This window comes from bacterium (genome assembly GCA_035549195.1).
Lineage (GTDB): Bacteria > Oederibacteriota > Muellerivitia > Muellerivitales > Muellerivitaceae > DASZRK01.
Window position 1 is genome coordinate 59,686 of sequence record DASZRK010000002.1, and the last position, 19,010, is coordinate 78,695.

18 protein-coding genes are annotated in these 19,010 nt (G+C 61.9%); all 18 read right to left on the reverse strand.

Annotated features, from left to right (window positions below; genetic code table 11):
- Positions 1 to 23: 23 nt before the first annotated feature.
- The 18 genes from VHE12_00325 to VHE12_00410 all read right to left on the reverse strand — a co-directional run bounded on the left by VHE12_00325 (position 24) and on the right by VHE12_00410 (position 18,921).
- A complete protein-coding gene (locus VHE12_00325; protein HVZ79223.1) occupies positions 24 to 1,334 on the reverse strand; it encodes a glucose-6-phosphate isomerase in 1,311 nt (436 codons plus the stop codon).
- A gap of 171 nt (positions 1,335 to 1,505) precedes the next feature.
- On the reverse strand, positions 1,506 to 3,173 hold the full coding sequence (locus VHE12_00330; protein ID HVZ79224.1) for a methyl-accepting chemotaxis protein: 1,668 nt from the start codon (positions 3,171 to 3,173) through the stop codon (positions 1,506 to 1,508).
- A gap of 206 nt (positions 3,174 to 3,379) precedes the next feature.
- Positions 3,380 to 4,546 (reverse strand): cysteine desulfurase family protein, encoded by a 1,167-nt coding sequence (locus VHE12_00335; GenBank protein HVZ79225.1) that lies wholly within the window; start codon positions 4,544 to 4,546, stop codon positions 3,380 to 3,382.
- Positions 4,547 to 4,604: 58 nt separating this feature from the next.
- Positions 4,605 to 6,056, reverse strand: a complete 1,452-nt coding sequence (locus VHE12_00340) for a tetratricopeptide repeat protein (protein HVZ79226.1) — start codon at positions 6,054 to 6,056, stop codon at positions 4,605 to 4,607.
- A 92-nt stretch (positions 6,057 to 6,148) separates the two neighbouring features.
- Entirely contained in the window at positions 6,149 to 6,586 is a 438-nt protein-coding gene (locus tag VHE12_00345) for an NUDIX domain-containing protein (protein ID HVZ79227.1), read from the reverse strand.
- The gene (locus tag VHE12_00350) at positions 6,573 to 7,124 is read right to left on the reverse strand and encodes a hypothetical protein (protein ID HVZ79228.1); all 552 of its coding nucleotides are present in this window, start codon (positions 7,122 to 7,124) and stop codon (positions 6,573 to 6,575) included. Before VHE12_00350 ends, VHE12_00345 begins: the two co-directional genes overlap by 14 nt.
- Positions 7,125 to 7,134: 10 nt before the next feature.
- A complete protein-coding gene (locus VHE12_00355) occupies positions 7,135 to 7,572 on the reverse strand; it encodes a hypothetical protein (GenBank protein ID HVZ79229.1) in 438 nt (145 codons plus the stop codon).
- 345 nt (positions 7,573 to 7,917) lie between these two features.
- Entirely contained in the window at positions 7,918 to 8,691 is a 774-nt protein-coding gene (locus VHE12_00360; GenBank protein ID HVZ79230.1) for a hypothetical protein, read from the reverse strand.
- Positions 8,688 to 9,962, reverse strand: coding sequence for a hypothetical protein (locus VHE12_00365; protein HVZ79231.1), 1,275 nt, complete (start codon positions 9,960 to 9,962; stop codon positions 8,688 to 8,690). The genes VHE12_00360 and VHE12_00365 overlap by 4 nt, the downstream gene beginning before the upstream one ends.
- A gap of 441 nt (positions 9,963 to 10,403) precedes the next feature.
- Positions 10,404 to 10,553, reverse strand: coding sequence for a hypothetical protein (locus VHE12_00370; GenBank protein HVZ79232.1), 150 nt, complete (start codon positions 10,551 to 10,553; stop codon positions 10,404 to 10,406).
- A 12-nt stretch (positions 10,554 to 10,565) separates the two neighbouring features.
- Positions 10,566 to 11,243, reverse strand: coding sequence for a hypothetical protein (locus tag VHE12_00375; protein ID HVZ79233.1), 678 nt, complete (start codon positions 11,241 to 11,243; stop codon positions 10,566 to 10,568).
- Between the two features lie 76 nt (positions 11,244 to 11,319).
- Positions 11,320 to 11,472: a hypothetical protein gene (locus VHE12_00380; protein HVZ79234.1), complete on the reverse strand. Its 153-nt coding sequence runs from the start codon at positions 11,470 to 11,472 to the stop codon at positions 11,320 to 11,322.
- A 711-nt stretch (positions 11,473 to 12,183) separates the two neighbouring features.
- The gene (locus VHE12_00385; GenBank protein ID HVZ79235.1) at positions 12,184 to 12,645 is read right to left on the reverse strand and encodes a gamma-glutamylcyclotransferase family protein; all 462 of its coding nucleotides are present in this window, start codon (positions 12,643 to 12,645) and stop codon (positions 12,184 to 12,186) included.
- Positions 12,646 to 12,777: 132 nt separating this feature from the next.
- A complete protein-coding gene (locus VHE12_00390; GenBank protein ID HVZ79236.1) occupies positions 12,778 to 13,290 on the reverse strand; it encodes a hypothetical protein in 513 nt (170 codons plus the stop codon).
- Positions 13,291 to 13,431: 141 nt separating this feature from the next.
- Positions 13,432 to 15,471 (reverse strand): SpoIID/LytB domain-containing protein, encoded by a 2,040-nt coding sequence (locus tag VHE12_00395; protein HVZ79237.1) that lies wholly within the window; start codon positions 15,469 to 15,471, stop codon positions 13,432 to 13,434.
- Positions 15,472 to 15,608: 137 nt separating this feature from the next.
- Positions 15,609 to 16,109, reverse strand: a complete 501-nt coding sequence (locus VHE12_00400; protein ID HVZ79238.1) for a hypothetical protein — start codon at positions 16,107 to 16,109, stop codon at positions 15,609 to 15,611.
- A gap of 97 nt (positions 16,110 to 16,206) precedes the next feature.
- Positions 16,207 to 16,557 carry an HU family DNA-binding protein gene (locus tag VHE12_00405; GenBank protein HVZ79239.1) on the reverse strand — a complete coding sequence of 117 codons (351 nt, stop codon included), beginning with the start codon at positions 16,555 to 16,557 and terminating at the stop codon, positions 16,207 to 16,209.
- A gap of 57 nt (positions 16,558 to 16,614) precedes the next feature.
- Positions 16,615 to 18,921, reverse strand: a complete 2,307-nt coding sequence (locus VHE12_00410; GenBank protein ID HVZ79240.1) for a ComEC/Rec2 family competence protein — start codon at positions 18,919 to 18,921, stop codon at positions 16,615 to 16,617.
- Between the last annotated feature and the right edge of the window lie 89 nt (positions 18,922 to 19,010).

Here is a 19,010-nt window from a genome sequence, read left to right on the forward strand (position 1 = left end):
CGTCTTGGCGGTGAAAAGAAGAGCTATACCCCTTTGGCCTTGAGCTCCGCGGCCAGCTTCTCGAAGCCCTTCTTGCCCAGCAACGCGAACATGTTCTTCTTATAAGCCTCCACCCCCGGCTGGTCGAAGGGATTGATCCCCAAGAGCGTGCCCGAGATGCCGCAGGCCATCTCAAAGAAGTAATAAAGGTAGCCGAGCGAGTATTCGGAAAGTTCGTTCATCGTCAGGCGGATGACCGGAAGTCCCCCGTCCCGGTGCGCCACGGCGGTGCCCTTGAAGGCCTGCTCGTTGACCCAGGAAAGCTTCTTGCCGGCCAGGAAGTTCAGCCCCTCCCGGTCGTCCTTGTCCTTGGGGATGACCACATCCTGGTCCTCGTCCGCCACCCAGAGCATGGTCTCCATCAGGTTGCGCTGGCCTTCCTGCAGGTATTGGCCCATGGAGTGCAGGTCGGTGGTCAGGTCCACGCTGGCCGGGAAGAGGCCCTTGCCTTCCTTGCCCTCGGACTCGCCGTAGAGCTGTTTCCACCATTCGCTGACGTAATGAAGTTCGGGGCGGAAGTTGGCGAGCACCTCGGTGGTCTTGCCCTGGGTGGAGAGCAGGTAGCGGGCGGCGGCGTAGCGGGCCGAGAGGTTGGCCTTCCAGTCGGTGGACTTCATGACCTTGGCCGCGTCCTGCGCGCCCTTGAGGAGCTTGGCGATGTCGTAGCCCGCCGCCGCGATGGGAAGCAGGCCCACGGGGGTGAGCACGGAGTAACGGCCGCCCACGTCGTCGGGGATGACGAAGGTGGCGTAGCCTTCAGCGTCGGCCATGCCCTTCAAGGCGCCCTTGGACTGGTCGGTGACCGCCACGATGCGGGCCTTGGCCTTCTTCTTCCCCACCGCCTTCTCCACCCAGCTCTTGAGGATCCGGAAGGCGACGGCCGGTTCGGTGGTGGTGCCCGACTTGGAGATGACGATGATCCCGGTCTTCTTGGGGTCGAGGTCCTTCATCAGCTTGGCCAGCGCCGTGGGTGAGAGATGGTTGCCCGCGTAATGGACCTTATCGGACCCGCCGAGGGCTTCGATGGTGGACTTGATGCCCAGGTAGGAGCCGCCGATGCCGACGGAAACGACCGACTCGCACTTGGCGAAGGCCTTGGCCGCCTTCTTGAGGGCGGTCAACTGCTTCTTGGCCGTGAAGGGAAGGTCGATCCATCCCAGGTAGTCGGAGCCGCGGCCTGTGCCCTCCAGGAGGGATCTCAGGGCCGCCTCGACCCGGGGGGTAAGGGCGATGATGTCCTGTTCGGAGACCAGGTCAGAGATATAGGAAAGATCGAGGGTTAGGGGGGATGGCATGAAAGCTCCTTGAAAGGCAGTCTCGAACCACAGAGAGCACAGAGTACACAGAGAAAAGAAAAATAAAAATGGGTTTTAACGGCGGAAAATAAATGGTTTGGATGTCGGGTGGAAAGGAATCAGGCCAACAAAAGCCTTCTCTGTGCTCTCTGTGGTGAGAGGTTTATGCGGTTAGCGGATCTTGAACTTCTCCACCATGCCCTTCAGTTCCTCGGCCATGGCGGCCAGTTCCTTGAAGGTGGCGCTCACCTGCTCCATGGAGGCCGTCTGTTCCTCGGTGGAGGCCGAGACCTCCTCGGTGGAGGCGGCCGATTCCTCGGAAACGGCGTTGATGTCCTGGATGGAGTGGGCGATCTTGGCGAAACGCTGGGATTGGGCGTTGATCATCTCGGTGATCTTCTGGCTGTGCTCCATCACGTTCTCGATGACCCCCACGATGTCGGTGAGGGTGCTTTCCATGTGGCGGATGCCCTCCTTGCCGCCCTCGGCCTCCCGGGCGCTCTTCTTCATCGAATCCACCACCAGGGTGGTCTCTTCCTGCATCTCCTGGACCAGTCCCGTGATCTCCTGCACCGCCTTGCTGGAGCCCTCGGCCAGGATCTTGATCTCGTCGGCCACCACCGTGAAGCCCTTCCCCTGTTCCCCGGCGCGGGCGGCCTCGATGGCGGCGTTGAGGGACAGCAGGTTCGACTGCTCGGCGATCTGGGAGATGATCTCCACCACCCGGCCCACTTCCCGGCTCTTCTGCCCCAGCTTCTCCACCATGGTGGAGTTCTGGAGGATGATGTCGTTCACGCTGGCCATCCGGCCGATGGCGTCCCGGGTCAATTTGCCCCCGGCCTTGGCGGTCTGGGTGGCGCGGTCCACCGCGTTGGAGGTCTCATGGGCCTTGCGCTCCACCTCCCGCATGGTGTCCTGGGTCTCCTGCATGAGCTGGTTGAGCTCGGCGATCTTGGCGGCCTGTTCCTCGGCGCCCTTGGCGATCTGCTGGACGGTGGTGGTCACGTCCTCGCTCATGGCCGAGACCTCGGCGGTGGAGTGGCTCATGGACTGGACCTGCTCGGTGAGGTGTTCGGAATGTTCCATGATCCGGAGCACCATGGCCCGGATGCGCCCCAGGAACTGGTTGAAGGAGCCCGCCATGGCCCCGATCTCGTCGTGGGTGCTCACCCGCACCTGCAGGGTCAGGTCCGCGTCGCCCCGGGAGAGCTGTTCCAGTTCGGCGCCCATCTCATGGATGGGCCGGATGACGAAATAGTTGAAGGTGGGCCAAAGGATGAGGGTCACGAAGAGCAGGATCGCCAAGGTGACGCCGCCCAGGGTCCAGAGGGTCTCGGTCACCCTTTCCTGGGACTCGGGGTCCAGGAGGCTCAAGGGGAGCTCCATCTCCAGGCCGCCGGAAAGCGCCCCGGCGCCGTCATGGAGCGGGAAAAGGCAGCGCACCGTCCCGCCGGGAAGGAACTGGGAGGGCGGGGCGATGTGGGACTCGATACGGGGCAGTTCTTCCTTCGGGTTGCCCGGGTGGGGGGTGTAGCCCTCCACGCGGACCTTCTCGGCCAGGGGCTTGCCCTTGAGGTCCACGAGGATATAGGAGGAAGCCTGGAAACGGGAGGCCAGGTCCTCCAGCAGGTCGGCCAGTTCCTGGTTGCGGGAGTGGCGGACGGCGTTGTGGATGGTCTTGTCCACCAGGGCCACCGAGGAAGCCAGGACCTCGGTCTGCCGGCCCTGGACCCTTTCCTTCTGGCGGGAAACGGCGAGGAAGCCGATGACCAACGCGATGAAGAGGATGGAAAACAGGACCGTGGCGAGGACCCGGACGCCTAATTTGCTGCTGAACAAGGGCTGGCCTTTCCCACGGGGATGGAACGCAGGCATTTTAACAGGGACGGCGGTTTTTCAAGCGGGTTAAAAAACGATCGAACCACGGAGGGCGCAGAGATCACAGAGAAGACCCCTTCCCGGGGAAAGATAACGGCTTGAGGCCGAGCCCCGACCGATCTTCCCTCGGTGTCCTCCGTGACCTCTGTGGTTCGAGGACGTTCCTTTTATTTGTCGTCCTCGAACAGGGAGGACATCATCCTGAGGCCCTGGACCACCTCGGGCAGGGCCTTGAGGAACTGCTTCACCTGGTCGCCGGTGTTGTGGCGGCCGAAGCTCAGGCGCAGGCCCTGTTTGGCCTCCTTCGGGGAACGGCCCATGGCGGCCAGCACGTGGGAGGGGGGCGCGGAGCCCGCGGCGCAGGCGGCGCCCGAGGAGACGGCGAAGCCCTTGGCGTCCAGGCTGTGCACCAGGTTCTCCCCGTCCAGGCCGGGCAGGGTGACGTTGAGCAGGCCGGGCAGGCGCCGGTCGGGGTCGGCCGGGCCGTTCAGCTTCAGGTCGGGGAAGATCTTACGGGCCTCGTCCAGGAAGATCTCGCCCATGACCTTGAGGCGGCCCATCTCCGTAGGGTCCGAATGGATCAGCCGGGCGGCCTCGGCCATGCCCACGATGCCCGCCACGTTCTCGGTCCCGCCCCGGCGGTCCTTCTCCTGGCCCCCGCCGTGGATGAGGGGCACCAGCTCCACGCCCCGGCGCTGGTAGATGAACCCGGCCCCCTTGGGCCCGTAGATCTTGTGGGCGGCGACGGAAAGGAAGTCGATCTTGTCCCGCTGGGTGTCGAGGGAGAGCTTGCCGTAGGCCTGCACCGCGTCGGTCATGAAGAGGATGCCGTTCTCCCGGGCGAAGGCCCCCACCTCGCGGAAGGGCTGGATGGCCCCCACCTCGTTGTTGGCGGCCATCAGGCCGATGAGACGGGTCTCGCCCTTGCGGACCGCCTTCTGGACGGCCTTGGGGTCCACGAAGCCTTCCGAGTCCACGGGGACCGTGGTGACGGAGACGCCGTGGTTGGTGAGCCAGTCGGCGCAGTCCAGCACGCAATGGTGCTCGACGGCGGAGAGGATGATGTGGCGGGGCTTGCCCTCGTGGGCCCAGGCCACGCCCTTCAGGATCGCGTTGATGCCCTCCGTGCCGCCGCTGGTATAGACGATCTCCTTGGGGTCGGCGTTGAGGGTGTTGGCGATCTCGTCGCGGGCTCGCTCCAGGGCGGCGCGGCCTTCCCGGCCCAGGGCGTGCACGCTGGAGGGGTTGCCGTATTCTTCTTTTAGATAAGGGAGCATCTTTTCCAGCACCCTCTCGTCGAGGGGGGTGGAGGCGGCGTGGTCGAAGTAGATCATGGGTTTCCTTCAGGGATCCGGGACGGCCTCAGTTTAGCATCCTTCGGGCGGGTCCGAACTATTTCGATGCCGGGTTCCAACTCGCCCATTCACCATACGCTACCGGCCCCTGCCTTAATGGGACTTTGGTGGCGGATTGGACCGTCGGGTCCGCCTTCAACCGCGCAATGATCCCATCGGCATTTCCACCGGTCACCTTCAAGAAGTAATCAGGGTTCAAGCCGTCCGAGGACCCATCGTCCGCTCCAAATCTCGCCAGGACCTTTGTTCTCTCCTCCAAGGAAGTGCCGTTTTGAAAGTGGATCGCGATCCGGTCCGGTTCCTGGCCCTTCAACAGGCAAAGCGCATTTTCCTCATTCCCGGGTTTTCCATCCGCCTTCTCAAAGGACCCGACTTCGACACGCGGAAAGCCGGAAACCCAATGAAGACGCCCGACGATCCGAAGATAGGCTTGCTGGTCCGGAATATCCTGGTCCCAATAGACCAAGATCCGCCTATAACATCCCCCGGGAACCGGGAGGGGCTCATCCGGCACAAAATAAGCGATCCGTTCCTTATCCAGGGGAAGGGTCATCGATCCCGGTCCCGTCTTTATCCTCTTCCCCAACAAACCCGTGAAAGTCACTGGATCGTTCTCGGTCTCAAGATGGACATAGGCATTAGCGCCGCTCACGTCCCCATGGTCCCGGGCCAATCCGTACCATTTCTTCGCTTCCGCCAGGTCCTTGTTCAACCCACGGACTTTCTTGCCTGATGCATAACCCGTTTCAAAATAGGATCCGAGTTCGTTCTCGGCGGGACCCCATCCCTGTTGGGCGGCCTTCTTGATCCATTCCAAGCCTTTCTCCCGATTGTCGTCGGTGTAGCCCTCCCACTCCTGGTACCCACCCAAGTAATAGCGGCCCAATTGGTACTCGGCATCGGGGTCCCCCTTTTCGGCCCGGAACTTGGCCGACTCAAAAGGAAGGGTCGGGGCCACGGAAACACCCCTTTGGGTCACAGGGGAAAAACCCGTCGGCACAAATGAATATCGCGGCTGGATCATGGCCGCCTCTTCGCAGCTCAAACCCCATTGTCGGAGCCATGGCGGGAGCAATGGATTTTTCATGTCCATGACAAGGGCTTCGTTTTCCAAATGGGAGATGGTCTCCACGGCCTTTCGGCCTGCCGTCTTCTCGACCAGGTATCCCACCGCGCAGACCGCGCCATTGTCGCCGATGAATTCCGGCGTCCTTTTGAGGAACCGGTGATTTTCCGGGAATTTCCCGGCTTCCCGGTAATCCCTCAGGAGGTCCATAAGATGGAGCCGATTCGACCTCTGTTCTTTTGAAAGTCCCCTCACCCTTCCGGCCCGGAACCTCTTTTCCAGGATGGCCAAATGGATTTGGATCCGTTGTTTTTCCGTGGTTCGGGGTAAAAAAGCGGCGATGTTCTTAAAGTGGCCGTCGTAACGGGCCATCCCCCGTTCCAGGTCCGGGACTTTTTCGGCGTGGCCGATCATTCGACCCACGATGAGGAAAAAAATGATCAGTGGATTTTTTATTCGCATGGATCCTCGGGATGACCACGACGAGATCATCAAGAACGACCGATATGACCGCCTCAAAGCTCCATGAGCTCCAGCAGCCCTTCGGGATAGAGCGGGACCTTGCCGGCGTGCAGGTCCTTCAAGGGCACCCAGACCGCCTTGCCGAGCGTCCTGCCCCCTTCCAGGATGGGCCGCTCCGCCGCCTCATAGAGGGCGGGGTCGGTCAGGTCGCCCCGGAAGATGATGAGGATCTCGTGGCCCGACTCGCCCGTCAGGGGGAAGGGGCTCTCCATCTGGCCGTAGGATTCGAGGTTCTTCAGTTCAGCCCCGATCCCCTCGCGGAAGGCCCGGCGCACCGTCTGCTGTTCGGGCTCGCCGAACCCCACCCGGCCCCCCAAGGGGCGGTAATAGGTCCCACCCTTGGCCTTGTCCTGGCATTCCATCAAAAGGACGCGGCCATCCTTCTCGACGACGCAGACGGCCACGACATGAACGGCATCACTTCCCTGCATTTTCCGCTCCTAAAAATGAATTCAGCAGGCCGGACCATTCGGTCTCCTGCAGGCGCACCAGCACCCGGTAGGGCACGGAGGCGGGGTCCTCCTTGCGGTATTTGTCGCAAAGGTCCACGAAGGTCTCCGGTTCCCAGAGGCAGGACTTGTGGACCCGGTCCCGGAGCTTGACGAGGTCCTTGGGCGGGTCCTTTTCCAGGATCTCCAGGACCGACCAGCCGATGGCCCGGTAGGCGCTGTCCGGCGCCTTCACCCGGGCATACCAGTACTTGGAATTGCCGGCGTCGGGCTCCCGCCGGTGCAGGATGGCATGGATCCAGTTGCCTTGCCAACTCCCCTCGTGGTCATTGGCCACATTATGCGCTTCGTCGAAACAGTCAAGGTAAAGGAAGAGCGCGCCCTGCACGAAGGGCTTGAGCCCCGAGGCGGCCACCGCCTTGGCCGCCATGGCCGGGGCTTGGCCCCGTTCCAACCGGTCGAGGGGCCTGGCCTGGCCCGCGAAGGCCATGAGGGACTGGATCTTGGATGAGAATTCCACGGCGCTTCCCTTAGGGTTCCAGGGTCTTCTGGTGCCCCGCCTTGTCCGACATCTCGATGGCGCTCTGGGAGCCCAGGCCCTTCATCCGCACGAAGGTCTTGTCGTCCTGTCCCATGACCAGGAAGCCCGCGCCCTGTTCGTTGGCCACCAGCTTCACCTCGGGCCGCCCCTGGGGGTCGATCAGGCGCAGGATGACCGTGTCCGGCAGGGTGCCGCCATCGGGCATTCGGACCTTGGGGTCGGCGGGGAGCACGGCGATGGCGGCCCGGATGCGGTCCTGCTGGTCGACGATCTGCAGGCCGCGGCCCCTCAAGATCCCGTCCGAGTCGGCCCAGGCGGAGCGCAAGGGCGCGCCCAGGAAGACCAGTAGGACGCAGGTCACGTTCAGGACCGTCAGGGCGACCAGGAAACGGCGGAGCTTCTGCATTTGGGCCAATTCGTTCGACATGGGAGACCTCCTGGAATGAAAAAGGCCCTCCCCTTCATAGAAAGGGAGGGCCTCCAGTCTAACTTCCCGGAAAGGTCCGACAAAACCCTTTCGGGCCTTGGGGCACCGGGCGCGCCGGGGAGGGCAAGTGTCGAAGACGAAACCCCTTTCGGCCCGGGGTTCCTAGCCTTTTGCCCCTCCTGGCGCTCCCGACGCCCCAAGGACTTCCTTCCGACCCATTAGAACCTTTTGAACCACCGAGAACACAAAGGTCACCAAGAAGAACCTAGGCCTTAGGCAGGAGGACATTCAAGATTCCCCCAAAGATCCTCCGTGCTCTCCGTGCCCTCTGTGGTTCGAACCACCTTAATCCACCCGTTTCATCCGCACCCCGAAGTCCACGTTGTTCTTCACCCAGCGGATGAACTTGTCCTGCTTCTCCATCGGCCCGTCGGGGTTGTAGATCTTGGGATCCTTCCAAGTCTCCATGACGGGGGCCTCCTGGGTCCAGACCTTCACGCGCCGGCGGGGCACCTGCCCCTCCCACTTCTTCCCCACAGTCGGGTCCGTATAAAGGAGGCGGACCGTCACGTTGCGGGAGAGCTTCTCCAGCGGCGAAAGGTCGATGCCCCGGAAGTCGTGCCGCCCGTGGTTGCCCGGCACGTCCAGCATCCCGTCGCTGACCATCACCACCGCCAGGGGCTTGAGGACCATGTTGCGGTCCTTCACCATCTCGGTCACCTTCTGGAAGAAGGCGTTGTAGTCGGTGTACTTATCGACGTGGTCCTTCGGGAAGATCTCGCGCAGTTTCGCCTCGATCTCCTCCGGCGTCTTGTCCTGGAAGGTCTCGATGGGGAAGAAGACCTTCGGCTCCCCCTTCTTGTCCCCTCCGATGGACCCCACGAAGAGCGCGGCGGGCTGGGTCATCCCCTCCAGGCCCTTCAGGTGCCCATAGATGTAATGGGACAGGAACTGGATGGAGTCGTCGAAATCCGGCCCCTTGAGGAAGGACCCGCTCTGGTCCACCCCGATGAACATCACCAGCCGGGGTTGGGGTTTGTCGTCGAAGAACCCGCCCCAGACCGGCATGGTCACGAACAGCGCCAGGGCCCCGAGGGCCGTGATCCTTGCCGTCCTCATGGCCGCGCCTCCTGGTGGGTGCTGTCGGGCACGACGGACAAGGGCGCCGCCTTCGCCTTGCCGGACCGCTTGCGCGCGATCTCGGGCTTCGCCTGCAGCAATTCCCGCGAGCGCATGATGTCGCGGAAGCTCTTGAAGGGCAGGTCGAAGAGGTGGCGGGACATGATCAGAAGGATGAAGAAGTTCACGGTGGCCGAGACCACCTGCATGGGCGGCAAAAGGAAGGCCCCCAGCAGTTCATCCCCCTTCTCCCGCAGGTAATCCATGTCGCTCTTGACCGAATAATAGAAGGCGGTCGTATAGGCGAAGGCGTCGTCCATCTTCGCCGACACCCCTCCCTCGGGTTTCTTCAGGCCCGTTCCCTGGATGATGGCCGTCAGGATGGGCACCCCGTGGGACCCGAAGAGGAACCAGGTCATGCCCCGGACCCCCAGCCAGGCCAGGAAGCCGATGAAGAGCGTCCCGCCCATGCCCAGGTCGAAGTCCTTGGAGGTGTGCTGGGCGAACCAGGGCACCAGCGAATCCACCAGTTCACGGTAGAGGAACAGCACCTCCACGAAGGCCGCCACGCATTCCACCAGGCTGATCTTCACGATGGTGGGGATGTCCCGGCTTTCCAGGGCCTTGGACCAGGCCGCCAGCACCGCGTAACTGCCCATGATGAGGAAGAACATGAAGAGGAAGAGCGGGATGCGGATGGCCGTCTCGGAGAGCTCGCCCCCGGTCATGTTGGCCAGGGTGTCGAGCACCAGGGGGGTCATCACATAGGTGAAGATCACCGCCTCCACCAGGCACCAGGCGAAGGTCATCACCACCGCGATCCAGGGCACCCCGGGTGTGGACACGCCCTTGGCCACCGTGCGCACCAGCCGGAAGGGGATCATCAGGATGTCCTGAACGATGAACCAGACCCCCAACACCATGACCCGCGCCAGACCGTAGAGGGACGAGACCAGCACTATCAGGAACTTGAAGAACCCGCCCCAATAGGCGAAGACGCTCTTGAGGTAGTCCCACCAGGTGACGCAGAAGGCCTTGAGGAACTCCACCCTCTTCTGGCGGACCACCACCGTTAAAAGCGACGGCACCGTGAGCCAAAGGCACACCATGGTGGCGGCCGCCGGCAGCAGCAGGAAGACCCGTTTGGCCACCATCAGCCCCAAGGGATCCTGCGCCCCCCAGGCGAATTGAAGCACTTGTTGTTGGAAGAACGTCGGGAACAACAGGACGGACAGAATGACGGAACCGAGGCTGGATGCGCCTTGATCCATGACCGCACCTCCTATTGCAGAAGGCGAAGGTTGCCCCGTCCCCGGCGGCCTGCCGCGTCCCTCGAAAGGGGCTTGGCGGGAGTACCACTAGAACCCAATGGGACCTTCAGATAGAGGGTAGGCCCAAGGCGTCAAGGACCCCAATCAAAACCGACGTTAAAGCAGGGTCATGCCTTTACCCCTTGGATTTGGGGCTGGTTGCACGTGAGTGAAAAAAGCGGAAATCGATGTCGAAGTTTGGGAAATATTTCACAAGGAACAACGGCTTCACCACGGAGCCACGGAGAAGGCAAAACCAGGACGGCTTTTTCACCGCGAAGACGCGAAGTCCGCGAAGAAATCCCAAACCCTTTCAGGACATCCGCCAAAACCAAGATCAAGAACCCCTTCTCCCTCGAGGGGAGAAGGCCGGGATGAGGGTGACCTACAGGTTGGGGATCCTTAATCCAAGTGCTTTAGGCGGCGGTCACGGGGTTTTTCCTTGCCGCCCATCATCCGCGCCGCGCCGCATTGGGGGCAGACGAATTTGCGCTTTTTATGGGCCGAATGGGCCTGTTCCCGCATCTTGATCTTGCAGCGTCGGCAGAACAAGCGAACACCTTTCTAAACAATATTTCGGGTCGCGCATTCACGAGCATATATTTTTAAATGAAGATCGAGATCCCGGTTCCGCCTTAAAAACCGTTGAATAATGGCCCTGCTCCTCACTGTTTTTTGATGTCCCAAACCGTGTAGGGCACCGCGAAGACAATAATGATTCTTAAGTTTTAATATCCCCTCCAAAGTATCCAGCATCGCCTTTAAAAGAGCTTTTCCGTTCGCGGTCAGCGGCCCTCTCTTCCAGTTACGCGGCACTCCTTCGAACCAATCCCACCACATAAAAGCAGAATCTTCTATTTCTCTTTTCTCAAAGACCCCGGCATAGAGCTCCCCCATGGATTCGACACATCTCACTCGAAGGGACAAGGGAACGGACTTATTAGTGAGCACATCAGGCAGGTTGGCGCCAAAAGCCAGATAATACAAACCCTGATTAACTTGATCGTCGCTAAAACGATCGAAATTACTCGGACGGGAGAAAAGACGGATCACATTACGAACAAGGACCTTTGGGTCGTATTGACGACTCCACTTATCTTGAAAATACCAATCCTTCCCACGATCCTTTTTAGGTTGATCCGAGTATTTAGACCTATGGCGAGGATGGACTTTCCGATCAAAAGCGAACCGAACCCATTTTTCGAAATTTTCCGGATCCACCATTCCTTCGTTCACTCCCATTGACCACCTCGTCCAATTCCCCTTCCTAGTAACCCTGCTTCACGGGAAGGAGATAACCCAGGTCGGGTCCCAACTTCTATTTGAGCGATCCGGCGGGGACCCGTACCACTTTCCCGTTCTTCCATATCACCAGGGGACGACCGGATCTCTTATGTTCCTCCACCACCTGCCGAACGGCCTTTTTCATGGCCGCTTCCGCTTTATCCTGCAAGGACATCCTTTTTTTCATGACCCACCTCGTTCACCCTGAATTTTGTCGAACAGGTCCTCATGGAATACTTCGACATTCCCGTTCCGGCCTTTGGCGACCAAAAGCGGGACTGAGCCGGAATTGTCGAAAAGCATCATTGGGGAAGGAATTGCCTGGCGAAAGTCGTCTTTCCTGCGCCATTGGGACCCGCGATGACGTAAATATTCTTGTTTTTCATGACCTTATTTTAACTTATTCCCGGGAGTTCAACTTGCTGTATTCCACGGCCTCTTCCAATATCCCCTTGTTCAAGTCTTGTAGCGTCGGCAGAACAAGGGGCCTCCCCAGACCGTGTTATTTCCAAGCGTAATTCGTTAATTTTTAAATACCGTACTAAAAATCAACCCTCTTTCCGGTCGTTAGACACCACAAAAACGTCGCGACGAAGAATCCTGAAACGAGAATATTGGCCCCAAGTATTATTTTGTCGATGACGTCTAGTTTTTTGTTCCAAGAAATTGCCGAAATCAAGAAAGATAAACAAACATAACCAATTCCAAGTGTCGGGAGACCATAGATAAAAATACACAAAATCGGAAATAATAAAATATCTGCCGACGTGATAAACCAAGTAACCCAACAGGCAAGAGCAAGAAAAAGTGGGATGTTTAAAATGATCGATGACAAAAATAAAAATCTGTTAAGTTTCAAAATACCTCCCCGTGTTGGACTCGCGCCGATCCACTCTCTTCACTTTCCGGATCGCGCCTCGCTCGTCTTCACCGCCTCTTCCAGGATGCCCTCGTCCAATCCCCATTCCTTGTAACCCTGCTTCACCTGAAGCAGATAACCCAGGTTGGGTTTGCCGAAAGGCGGGTCCGTTTGGGTCAATTGATAGCAGACGGCCTTCACCTTTTCCCCGCCGTCCTTTTCCACCTCGACGTCCAAGGGCTTGTAGAGCCCCTTCTCGCAGGCCTCGGCCCGGTCCAGGTATTGGATCATGACGACGTCCAGTTCATAGAGGGTGCCGGGAACGGTGCTGGCGGGGTCGGGCAGGAGATTGACGACGGGGCCCTTGCGCTCCGTGGAATGGCCCATGAAGGCCAGGCGGTAGCCCTTCAGGAAAGCCCGCGTGACGGGGCGGTTGCCCATGAGGCGGCGCTCCATCTGGGCACGAAGGAGGCTGGAGCCGTAGGCGAAATAAAGGGGCATAAAACTAGTTTAACCACGGAGGGCACAGAGAGCACAGAGAAAGACCTTTTTGATTTGAAGTCTTCACCGGCTCTTCGTCAAAGACAAAATCCTTCTCTGTGGCCTCTGTGATCTCTGTGGTTCGAGCGGTCCTTAGGGGTTCTTCTCCGGCAGGCTGGGCGTGGAATGGGGGACCACCAGCGCCTTGGTGGCCGAGATCTCGGAGGTCAGGGTCACCCGCAGGGGCGCCCCGTGCTGGCAAAGCTGGAGCAAGGCCGTCCTAGTATCCCCCGGGTTGCCCACCCCCAGGCTGACCGCCAGGCCTTCCCGGCCCAGGTCGAAGTCCTTGTCCAGGTAGGTGCCCGCCAGCGGAGCCCAGCCGCCATCCTTGGGCAGGATATCGGCGGTCAATTGGCCCCGGCGGCTCTCCTCGCGGTTGGCGACGGTAAGGGAGACCTTCCAGGTCCATTTGGCGGGGATCTTCAAGGAAAAGACCCGGCACTCATTGGCCGCCAGGACCAGGTCGTAGCGCTTGAAGGGGTCCAGGGGCGCGGGGTCGCCCAATGTGCCCATGGGTCCTTGCCGGGCCTCCACATCCGACACTTCGGTGAGGCCCATCTCCTGGTCCAACCCGAAGCACGACGGCAAAACCAGGAGAACGACCAAAAGAAGAGGCCATTTGAACCACAGAGGGCACAGAGAACTCAGGGAAAATCCTCTTGGGTATTTCGGCAAATCGATCCAGGGGCTTTGCTTTTTCAAATTTTTTCTCTGTGCTCTCTGAGCTCTCTGTGGTTCGACCATGGTTCAAGGTCCCAGCTTTTCGACGGAACCCTTGGGGAAATAGTGCCGCAGGATGGCCCGGAAATCCTCGCCCGCCCGCGCAAGACCATAGCACCCGACCTGGCACAAGCCAACCCCGTGGCCCCAGCCCCCGCCATAGATGGTGTATTCCAGCGGCCAACCCTTGGGGTCGCGCTGGGTCTCGATCCAGACGAGGTTGCTGCGCAAGCCCCCCAGGAACCCCCGGATGGCGTCGCCCCGCACCCGCTTCGTTCCCTGATCACCCTCCACCAGCAGGACCTGGGCCCAGCCCGCGCTGGAGCGTTTCTCGACGAGGAGACGCTTGAGCCGCCCGATCTCGGGCGCCTTGGCCTCCAGCTCCTGGGCGCCGATCATGGAGATCCAACGGTAGTTCTTGTAGCCCCGCAGTTCGAGGACGCGGCACCAGGCCACCCGGTCCTCCTGCACCCATTCCTTCAGGTGGAGGGGCGAAGGGGGGAATTCCATGTCCCGGTTGTAGCGCTCGGGGAAATCGGGCACGCCCACCACGGGCTCATGCCCTCCCCAAGCCTCCTGGTAGTCCTGGGTGTGGCCGCCGCACTCGGCCGAGAAGACCGTCTTGAGGATGTGGTCGCCCTTCTTCACCACCATCCCCGCCGTTTGCCGCACCGCCTCGCTGGACCGGGCCACTTCGGCCGTGATGCCCCGGTAGACCTGGTCGCCCACCGTGTCCACCACGTCGAACCCCTGGGAGGCGTGCCCTCCCATGCGGGTCATGGCGTAACTGCGGGCCGCCACCGCCTGGGCCTTGAGGGCCTCCATGGGCCAGGAGGGATTCATCTCCGAGGGGATGACCCCCGCGCAATAGTCCTCCAGCCCGACCCGGTCGATGACCGAGAAACCCTTGCCCGGTTCGGGACGGACCTCGATCGTCCCCCGGTAGGCCCGGTCCTCGGCCTCCTTGGCGAAGAAGTAGCCCGCGCCCGAGGGCAGGGCGTGGATGAGGATGGCCTTGGCGGGGTCCGGAGAGGACACCTGGAGGGGCCGGTCGAACTTGAGGACCAGCTTGTTCCTCCGGTCCAAAAGCTCCCAGGCATCGGCTTGGCCCTTCCGACCCCGTCGGTAGATCCATTGGTGGTCCACTCCGCCCTGGAGCTGGGTCACCGGGCCCTGGCCTTCCACCGAGACCGTGAGGTCGCCCTGGCCCCGGAACACCACCCGGCCCATGCCGGTCAGGAGCCCGACCCGCACCGTGACGGGGGACGGGGCGATGGGCGGGGCCGGGGTGGGCTGGTAGTCCTTCCATTGGGCCAGGCGCAGGGCCTTTCGTTTCTTCTCTTCCCCCGGCAGTTCCTTGGCCACCAGGGCGGCCTCGGCCTTCAATTCCTGGTTCTGGGGCTCGACCTGCATGGCCCTTTGATAGCGCTCCAGGGCCTCCTTGGAACGTCCGAGGCGTTCCAGGAGCCGGGCGATGAGCCCATGGACCTTCTTATAACTGGGGTCCAGCTTGAGGAGGGCCAGGTAGGCGTCCAGCGCCCCCTGGTCGTCGCCGGCGAGGGTGAGCACCTCCCCCAGCCGCCAATAGGCCGGGGCGAAGCGCGGCTTGATCTTGACCAGGTCGTTCAGGAACCCCGCCGCTTCCTCGAGCTCCCGCTTGCGGAACCAGCGCCGCTTGTCGACCCGGGCCTTCTCATGGTCCACCTGGGCCAGGCCCCAAAGGACCCAGGGATCCCGCGGCTCCTGCTTCCGCGCCTCCAAAAGGAAGGCTTCGGCGTTGCGGGAACGGCCCATCTGCAGGAGGGTCAGCCCCAGGGCGAGCCGCACCTTCGCGTCCCCGCCCTTCTCCAGGCAGGACCGGTAGGCCGTCAGGGCCCCGGCGTCGTCCCCGATGCTCTTTCGCAGTTCGGCCAACTGGAGCCAAAGCTCCTGGTCCGTGGGGTCGCGGGCGATCCTTTCCCTTAAAAACCCGTCGGCCTGGCGGAACTGCCCCTGGGCGTAAAGTTTTCCCAGGTCCTCCTCGAAGGTCGAGGCAAGAAGGGGGGAAAGGAGGAACGGAACCGCCAAGACGCCGAGACGCCACGAAAGACCCGATGGATTTTTAAAACCCTTGCTCATGGCGGTCCTGAAAAAGAAAAACCTCCAAGTCGGAACGACCGGAGGTTTTAAGGGTCGGCCCGGCTCGGCGCCGGGCGGTGAGGGTTTTACTTCTTGGCCAGTTCCAAACGCCGGGGGACCAGGACCGACTCGTCCCGGGAGGACCAGTAGCCCGTGTTGTCGATGACCTCGAGGTTGGGCACGTAGCGTTTCTTGAGGTAGTCCAGGATCTTCACCAGCGCGATATGGGAGGCGACGTCGCCCGGGCGCAAGTTCGTGCAGGTATGGACCTGGTGCAGGACCTGGCGCAGGGCCCCGGTGGGCTTTTGGCCCGGCATCTCGGCGGGGGCTTTCTCGTAATAGATATGGGAGAGATAGCCGTCCTTGTCGAAGGTGACCTGGATGGGGGAGGTGGTCTTGGAAAGGGTCAGGCGGATGCCGCGCAGGGTCAGGCGGGTCCCGGTCGGGTCCCCTTCCTGGGCGAAGACATGGTCCACCATCTCATGGGCCCAGCCGCTGACCTGGGCGATATCCCGGAATTCCTCCTGGAGGTCCCTCAGCGCTTCCTGGCTCTTGATCTTCCCGAAATAATGGACGGTGGTGGACATTCATCCCCCTTTGATGCACCCAAGGTTGGAACGGCGAGCCACGATTTCAATCCCATCCCCGGATCTTTTTCCGGGAACCCGCGTCACAGGGGCCGCTTCACTCGTTGACGGCCAACGGCATTTCCAATTGTCCGTCCTTGGAAACCACCGGTCCCTTTTCGGGGGGAAGCGTACGGAAGATCCCCTTGAGGTTCTTGCCGGCCTTGAAGGAAACCTTGGGGTAGGCGGGGAGGGAGATGGGGAGGTTCCGCGCGAGGTCACGGCCCTTCTTGCCCGACACCATCTTGGTCTGGAAGACACCGAAATCGCGGATCTCGATGCGCTGACCCTCCGCCAAGGCTTCCTGGATGGAGGACACCAATTTCCGGACCACGACTTTCGCGTCCGGGCGGGCAAGTTTGGTGGCTTTCGCCACCGCGTCCACTACATCTTGTAGGACAAACTTCATGGGGGGAATTATATCAAGGGGCAAAAATAAGGGAAATAGCCCCATCGGGAATAACCCCTAAAAAGAGTGCCACTTCCCTTCCTCGAAGGTCCGCCAGCGGCCCTTTCCTCCCTCCCCCACCTCCACTTCGATCGCGCCGTCCAGGGCGGTGGAAAACACCCTGGCCCCGGGCCGGGCCCGCCCGAAAAGGACGTGATCGTCGGCGTAATCCCGCCAATCGCTCAGGACCGTGAAACGGGGGGTGAGGTCCTTGGCGCAAAGGCCCGGTTCGCCGCTACGGCGGCCATGGTGGGGCGCCATCAGCCAATCCAACCCCGCCAGTCCGGGGTTCCCGTTGAAGAGCCTGAGCAGGCCTTCCTTCTCCAGGTCCCCGGGAAAGAGGAACCGTACCCCCCGAAAGGTCAAAAGGGTCGCCAGGGAGAGGTTGTTGACCGCATGGAGGTGGGGATGGAATTCCCGGGGCGGATGGAGCAGTTCCAGGTCCATTGGCTCCAATCCCTCCAGCGGGTCGCCCGCTTCCACTTCCCTCTTCGGGATCCCCAGTTCCTTGATCCTTCCTTCGAAGCGCCGGTAGATGAAGCTCGGGGCGGGATTGCGGCCGCTCTCGAAGACCTCGCCCACCCGGCAGGCGCCCAGCAGGTTGTAAAGGCCGCCCACGTGGTCCTCGTCCGGATGGGTGAGCAGGGCCCCGTCCACACGGTCCAACCCCTCGTGCCGCAGGTAGGTGACGAGCGGGCTGAACCGGTCGGCGCCTTTGTTCTCCTTGCCCCCGTCCAGGACCAGCACCCGGCCCTGGGGCGACCGGACGACCACCGCGTTGCCGTGGCCCACCGCCAGGTAGGTGACCCGCAGGGGCTGCCGCTCCAACCTTCCCCCAAGAAAGACCGCGACCGCGGCGCAAAGAAAGACCGCCGCCGCCCGCATGAACCACCGGCGTCCCCTCCTCAGTTTTTTCATTCCCTCCTTCCATCGGGGGGAGGGCTCCACGGGACGGGGGCGGGGCCAGTAGAAATAGAACCCCGCCAACAGGAACAAGTGATAGAGCAGGACCCATCCCCCGGGCGGCGAGGCCACCACCCATTCCACGCCCGGCAAGGCGGCCATCCGGTCGGCGGCCCCGAGAAGGAACTTGAGCGGCATCTCGCAGGCGCCGCCCAGGAAATGCCCCAGGGCCGGATGGATCAGGGACCCGGCCAACACCGCCGCCCCGCCCGCCGCCGAGAAGAGCGCCAGGGGCACCACGACCAGGTTGGCCGGGACCGAATAGAGCGAGACCTGGTTGAAGGCGTCGGCCATCAGGACCCAGACCGCGAACTGGGCCGACAGGGTGGCGGTGACCAGCAGGGCCGCGGGGCGCCAGAGGAAGGAGAGTTTTTCCAGCAGGGGCGAAGCCATCACCATGAGCCCCGCCGTGGCCAGGAAGGAGATCTGGAAGGACAGGTCCTCCAGGAGCAAGGGATTGAGAAGGAGCAGGAAGAAGGCGGTGCCGAGCAAGAGCGTTCCCCCGTGCACCTTGCGTTCCAGCAGGAGGGCCAGCAGCGCCAGCCCCGAGAAGACCGCCGCGCGGCAGACCGGCGGATGGGCGCCCGTCACCAGGGTGAAAAGGAGCAGCAGCGGCAGGGTCACGCCCGCCGCCCATTTGCGGGGCACCCGCAGGGCGCGAAGCACCAGGAAACAGAGCCCGGCCAGGAAGGCCGTCATCATGCCCGAGACCGCCAGGATATGGATGGTCCCGGTGAGGAAGAAGGACCGCACCAGGTCCTCCGGCAAGGGCGACCGCTCCCCCAGCAGGATGCCGGCCAGGAGGGCGTTCTCGGGGAACTCCAGGTCGGCATCAAGGGTGTCCAGGGACCAGCGCTTCAGCGAAGCGGCCCAACGCGGCAGGAACCAGCCCCGGGGAGGGGCCGGGGTCCTTTGCCATTTCCCCGGCGCGCCATAGAGCACATAAAGAAGGCCCTGGTCCCGCAGGTATTTGGGGTAATCGAACTGGCCCGGGTTCAGGGGCGGAGCGGGCGCCTGCACCTTGCCCTCGACCTCCACCTCATCCCCGTAGGAAAGGACCGCCTGGGACCGGCCCGGCGCAGGAAAGAAGGCCGCCCGCACCTTGACCGGGGGCAAGGGCCGGCCGTTCAGGGAGACCAATTGGCAGACCGCCCGGACCTCGCGTACTTGAGGATCGTAAACGCCCCGGGTTCGGCCCGTTTCGTGGCCCCCCGGCGCGTGCTCGAAAAGGACCTGGGGCTCTTCCCGGACCCAAAGCTTGAAGAGACCCTTGGTGGGCTTGGGAAAAAGGGCGGACTGGGTCCGAAGGTCCGTCCGGGCCTGCCAGGCGCGCAGGAGGAGAAGGACACCGGCTAAGATCAAGATCCACTTTCGATCCACGGATAGGCCTCAAATGAAGGAAAAATACCTCTCCAAGAAGAACGAACGTCCCAACAGCCATTTAGCCACAG

Bases quoted from the DNA above. Each gene is read 5' to 3' on its own strand.
- VHE12_00325 (HVZ79223.1), bottom strand. From the start codon at position 1,334: ATGCCATCCCCCCTAACCCTCGATCTTTCCTATATCTCTGACCTGGTC.
- VHE12_00335 (HVZ79225.1), bottom strand. From the start codon at position 4,546: ATGATCTACTTCGACCACGCCGCCTCCACCCCCCTCGACGAGAGGGTG.
- VHE12_00345 (HVZ79227.1), bottom strand. From the start codon at position 6,586: ATGCAGGGAAGTGATGCCGTTCATGTCGTGGCCGTCTGCGTCGTCGAG.
- VHE12_00355 (HVZ79229.1), bottom strand. From the start codon at position 7,572: ATGTCGAACGAATTGGCCCAAATGCAGAAGCTCCGCCGTTTCCTGGTC.
- VHE12_00360 (HVZ79230.1), bottom strand. From the start codon at position 8,691: ATGAGGACGGCAAGGATCACGGCCCTCGGGGCCCTGGCGCTGTTCGTG.
- VHE12_00365 (HVZ79231.1), bottom strand. From the start codon at position 9,962: ATGGATCAAGGCGCATCCAGCCTCGGTTCCGTCATTCTGTCCGTCCTG.
- VHE12_00375 (HVZ79233.1), bottom strand. From the start codon at position 11,243: ATGGGAGTGAACGAAGGAATGGTGGATCCGGAAAATTTCGAAAAATGG.
- VHE12_00380 (HVZ79234.1), bottom strand. From the start codon at position 11,472: ATGAAAAAAAGGATGTCCTTGCAGGATAAAGCGGAAGCGGCCATGAAA.
- VHE12_00385 (HVZ79235.1), bottom strand. From the start codon at position 12,645: ATGCCCCTTTATTTCGCCTACGGCTCCAGCCTCCTTCGTGCCCAGATG.
- VHE12_00400 (HVZ79238.1), bottom strand. From the start codon at position 16,109: ATGTCCACCACCGTCCATTATTTCGGGAAGATCAAGAGCCAGGAAGCG.
- VHE12_00405 (HVZ79239.1), bottom strand. From the start codon at position 16,557: ATGAAGTTTGTCCTACAAGATGTAGTGGACGCGGTGGCGAAAGCCACC.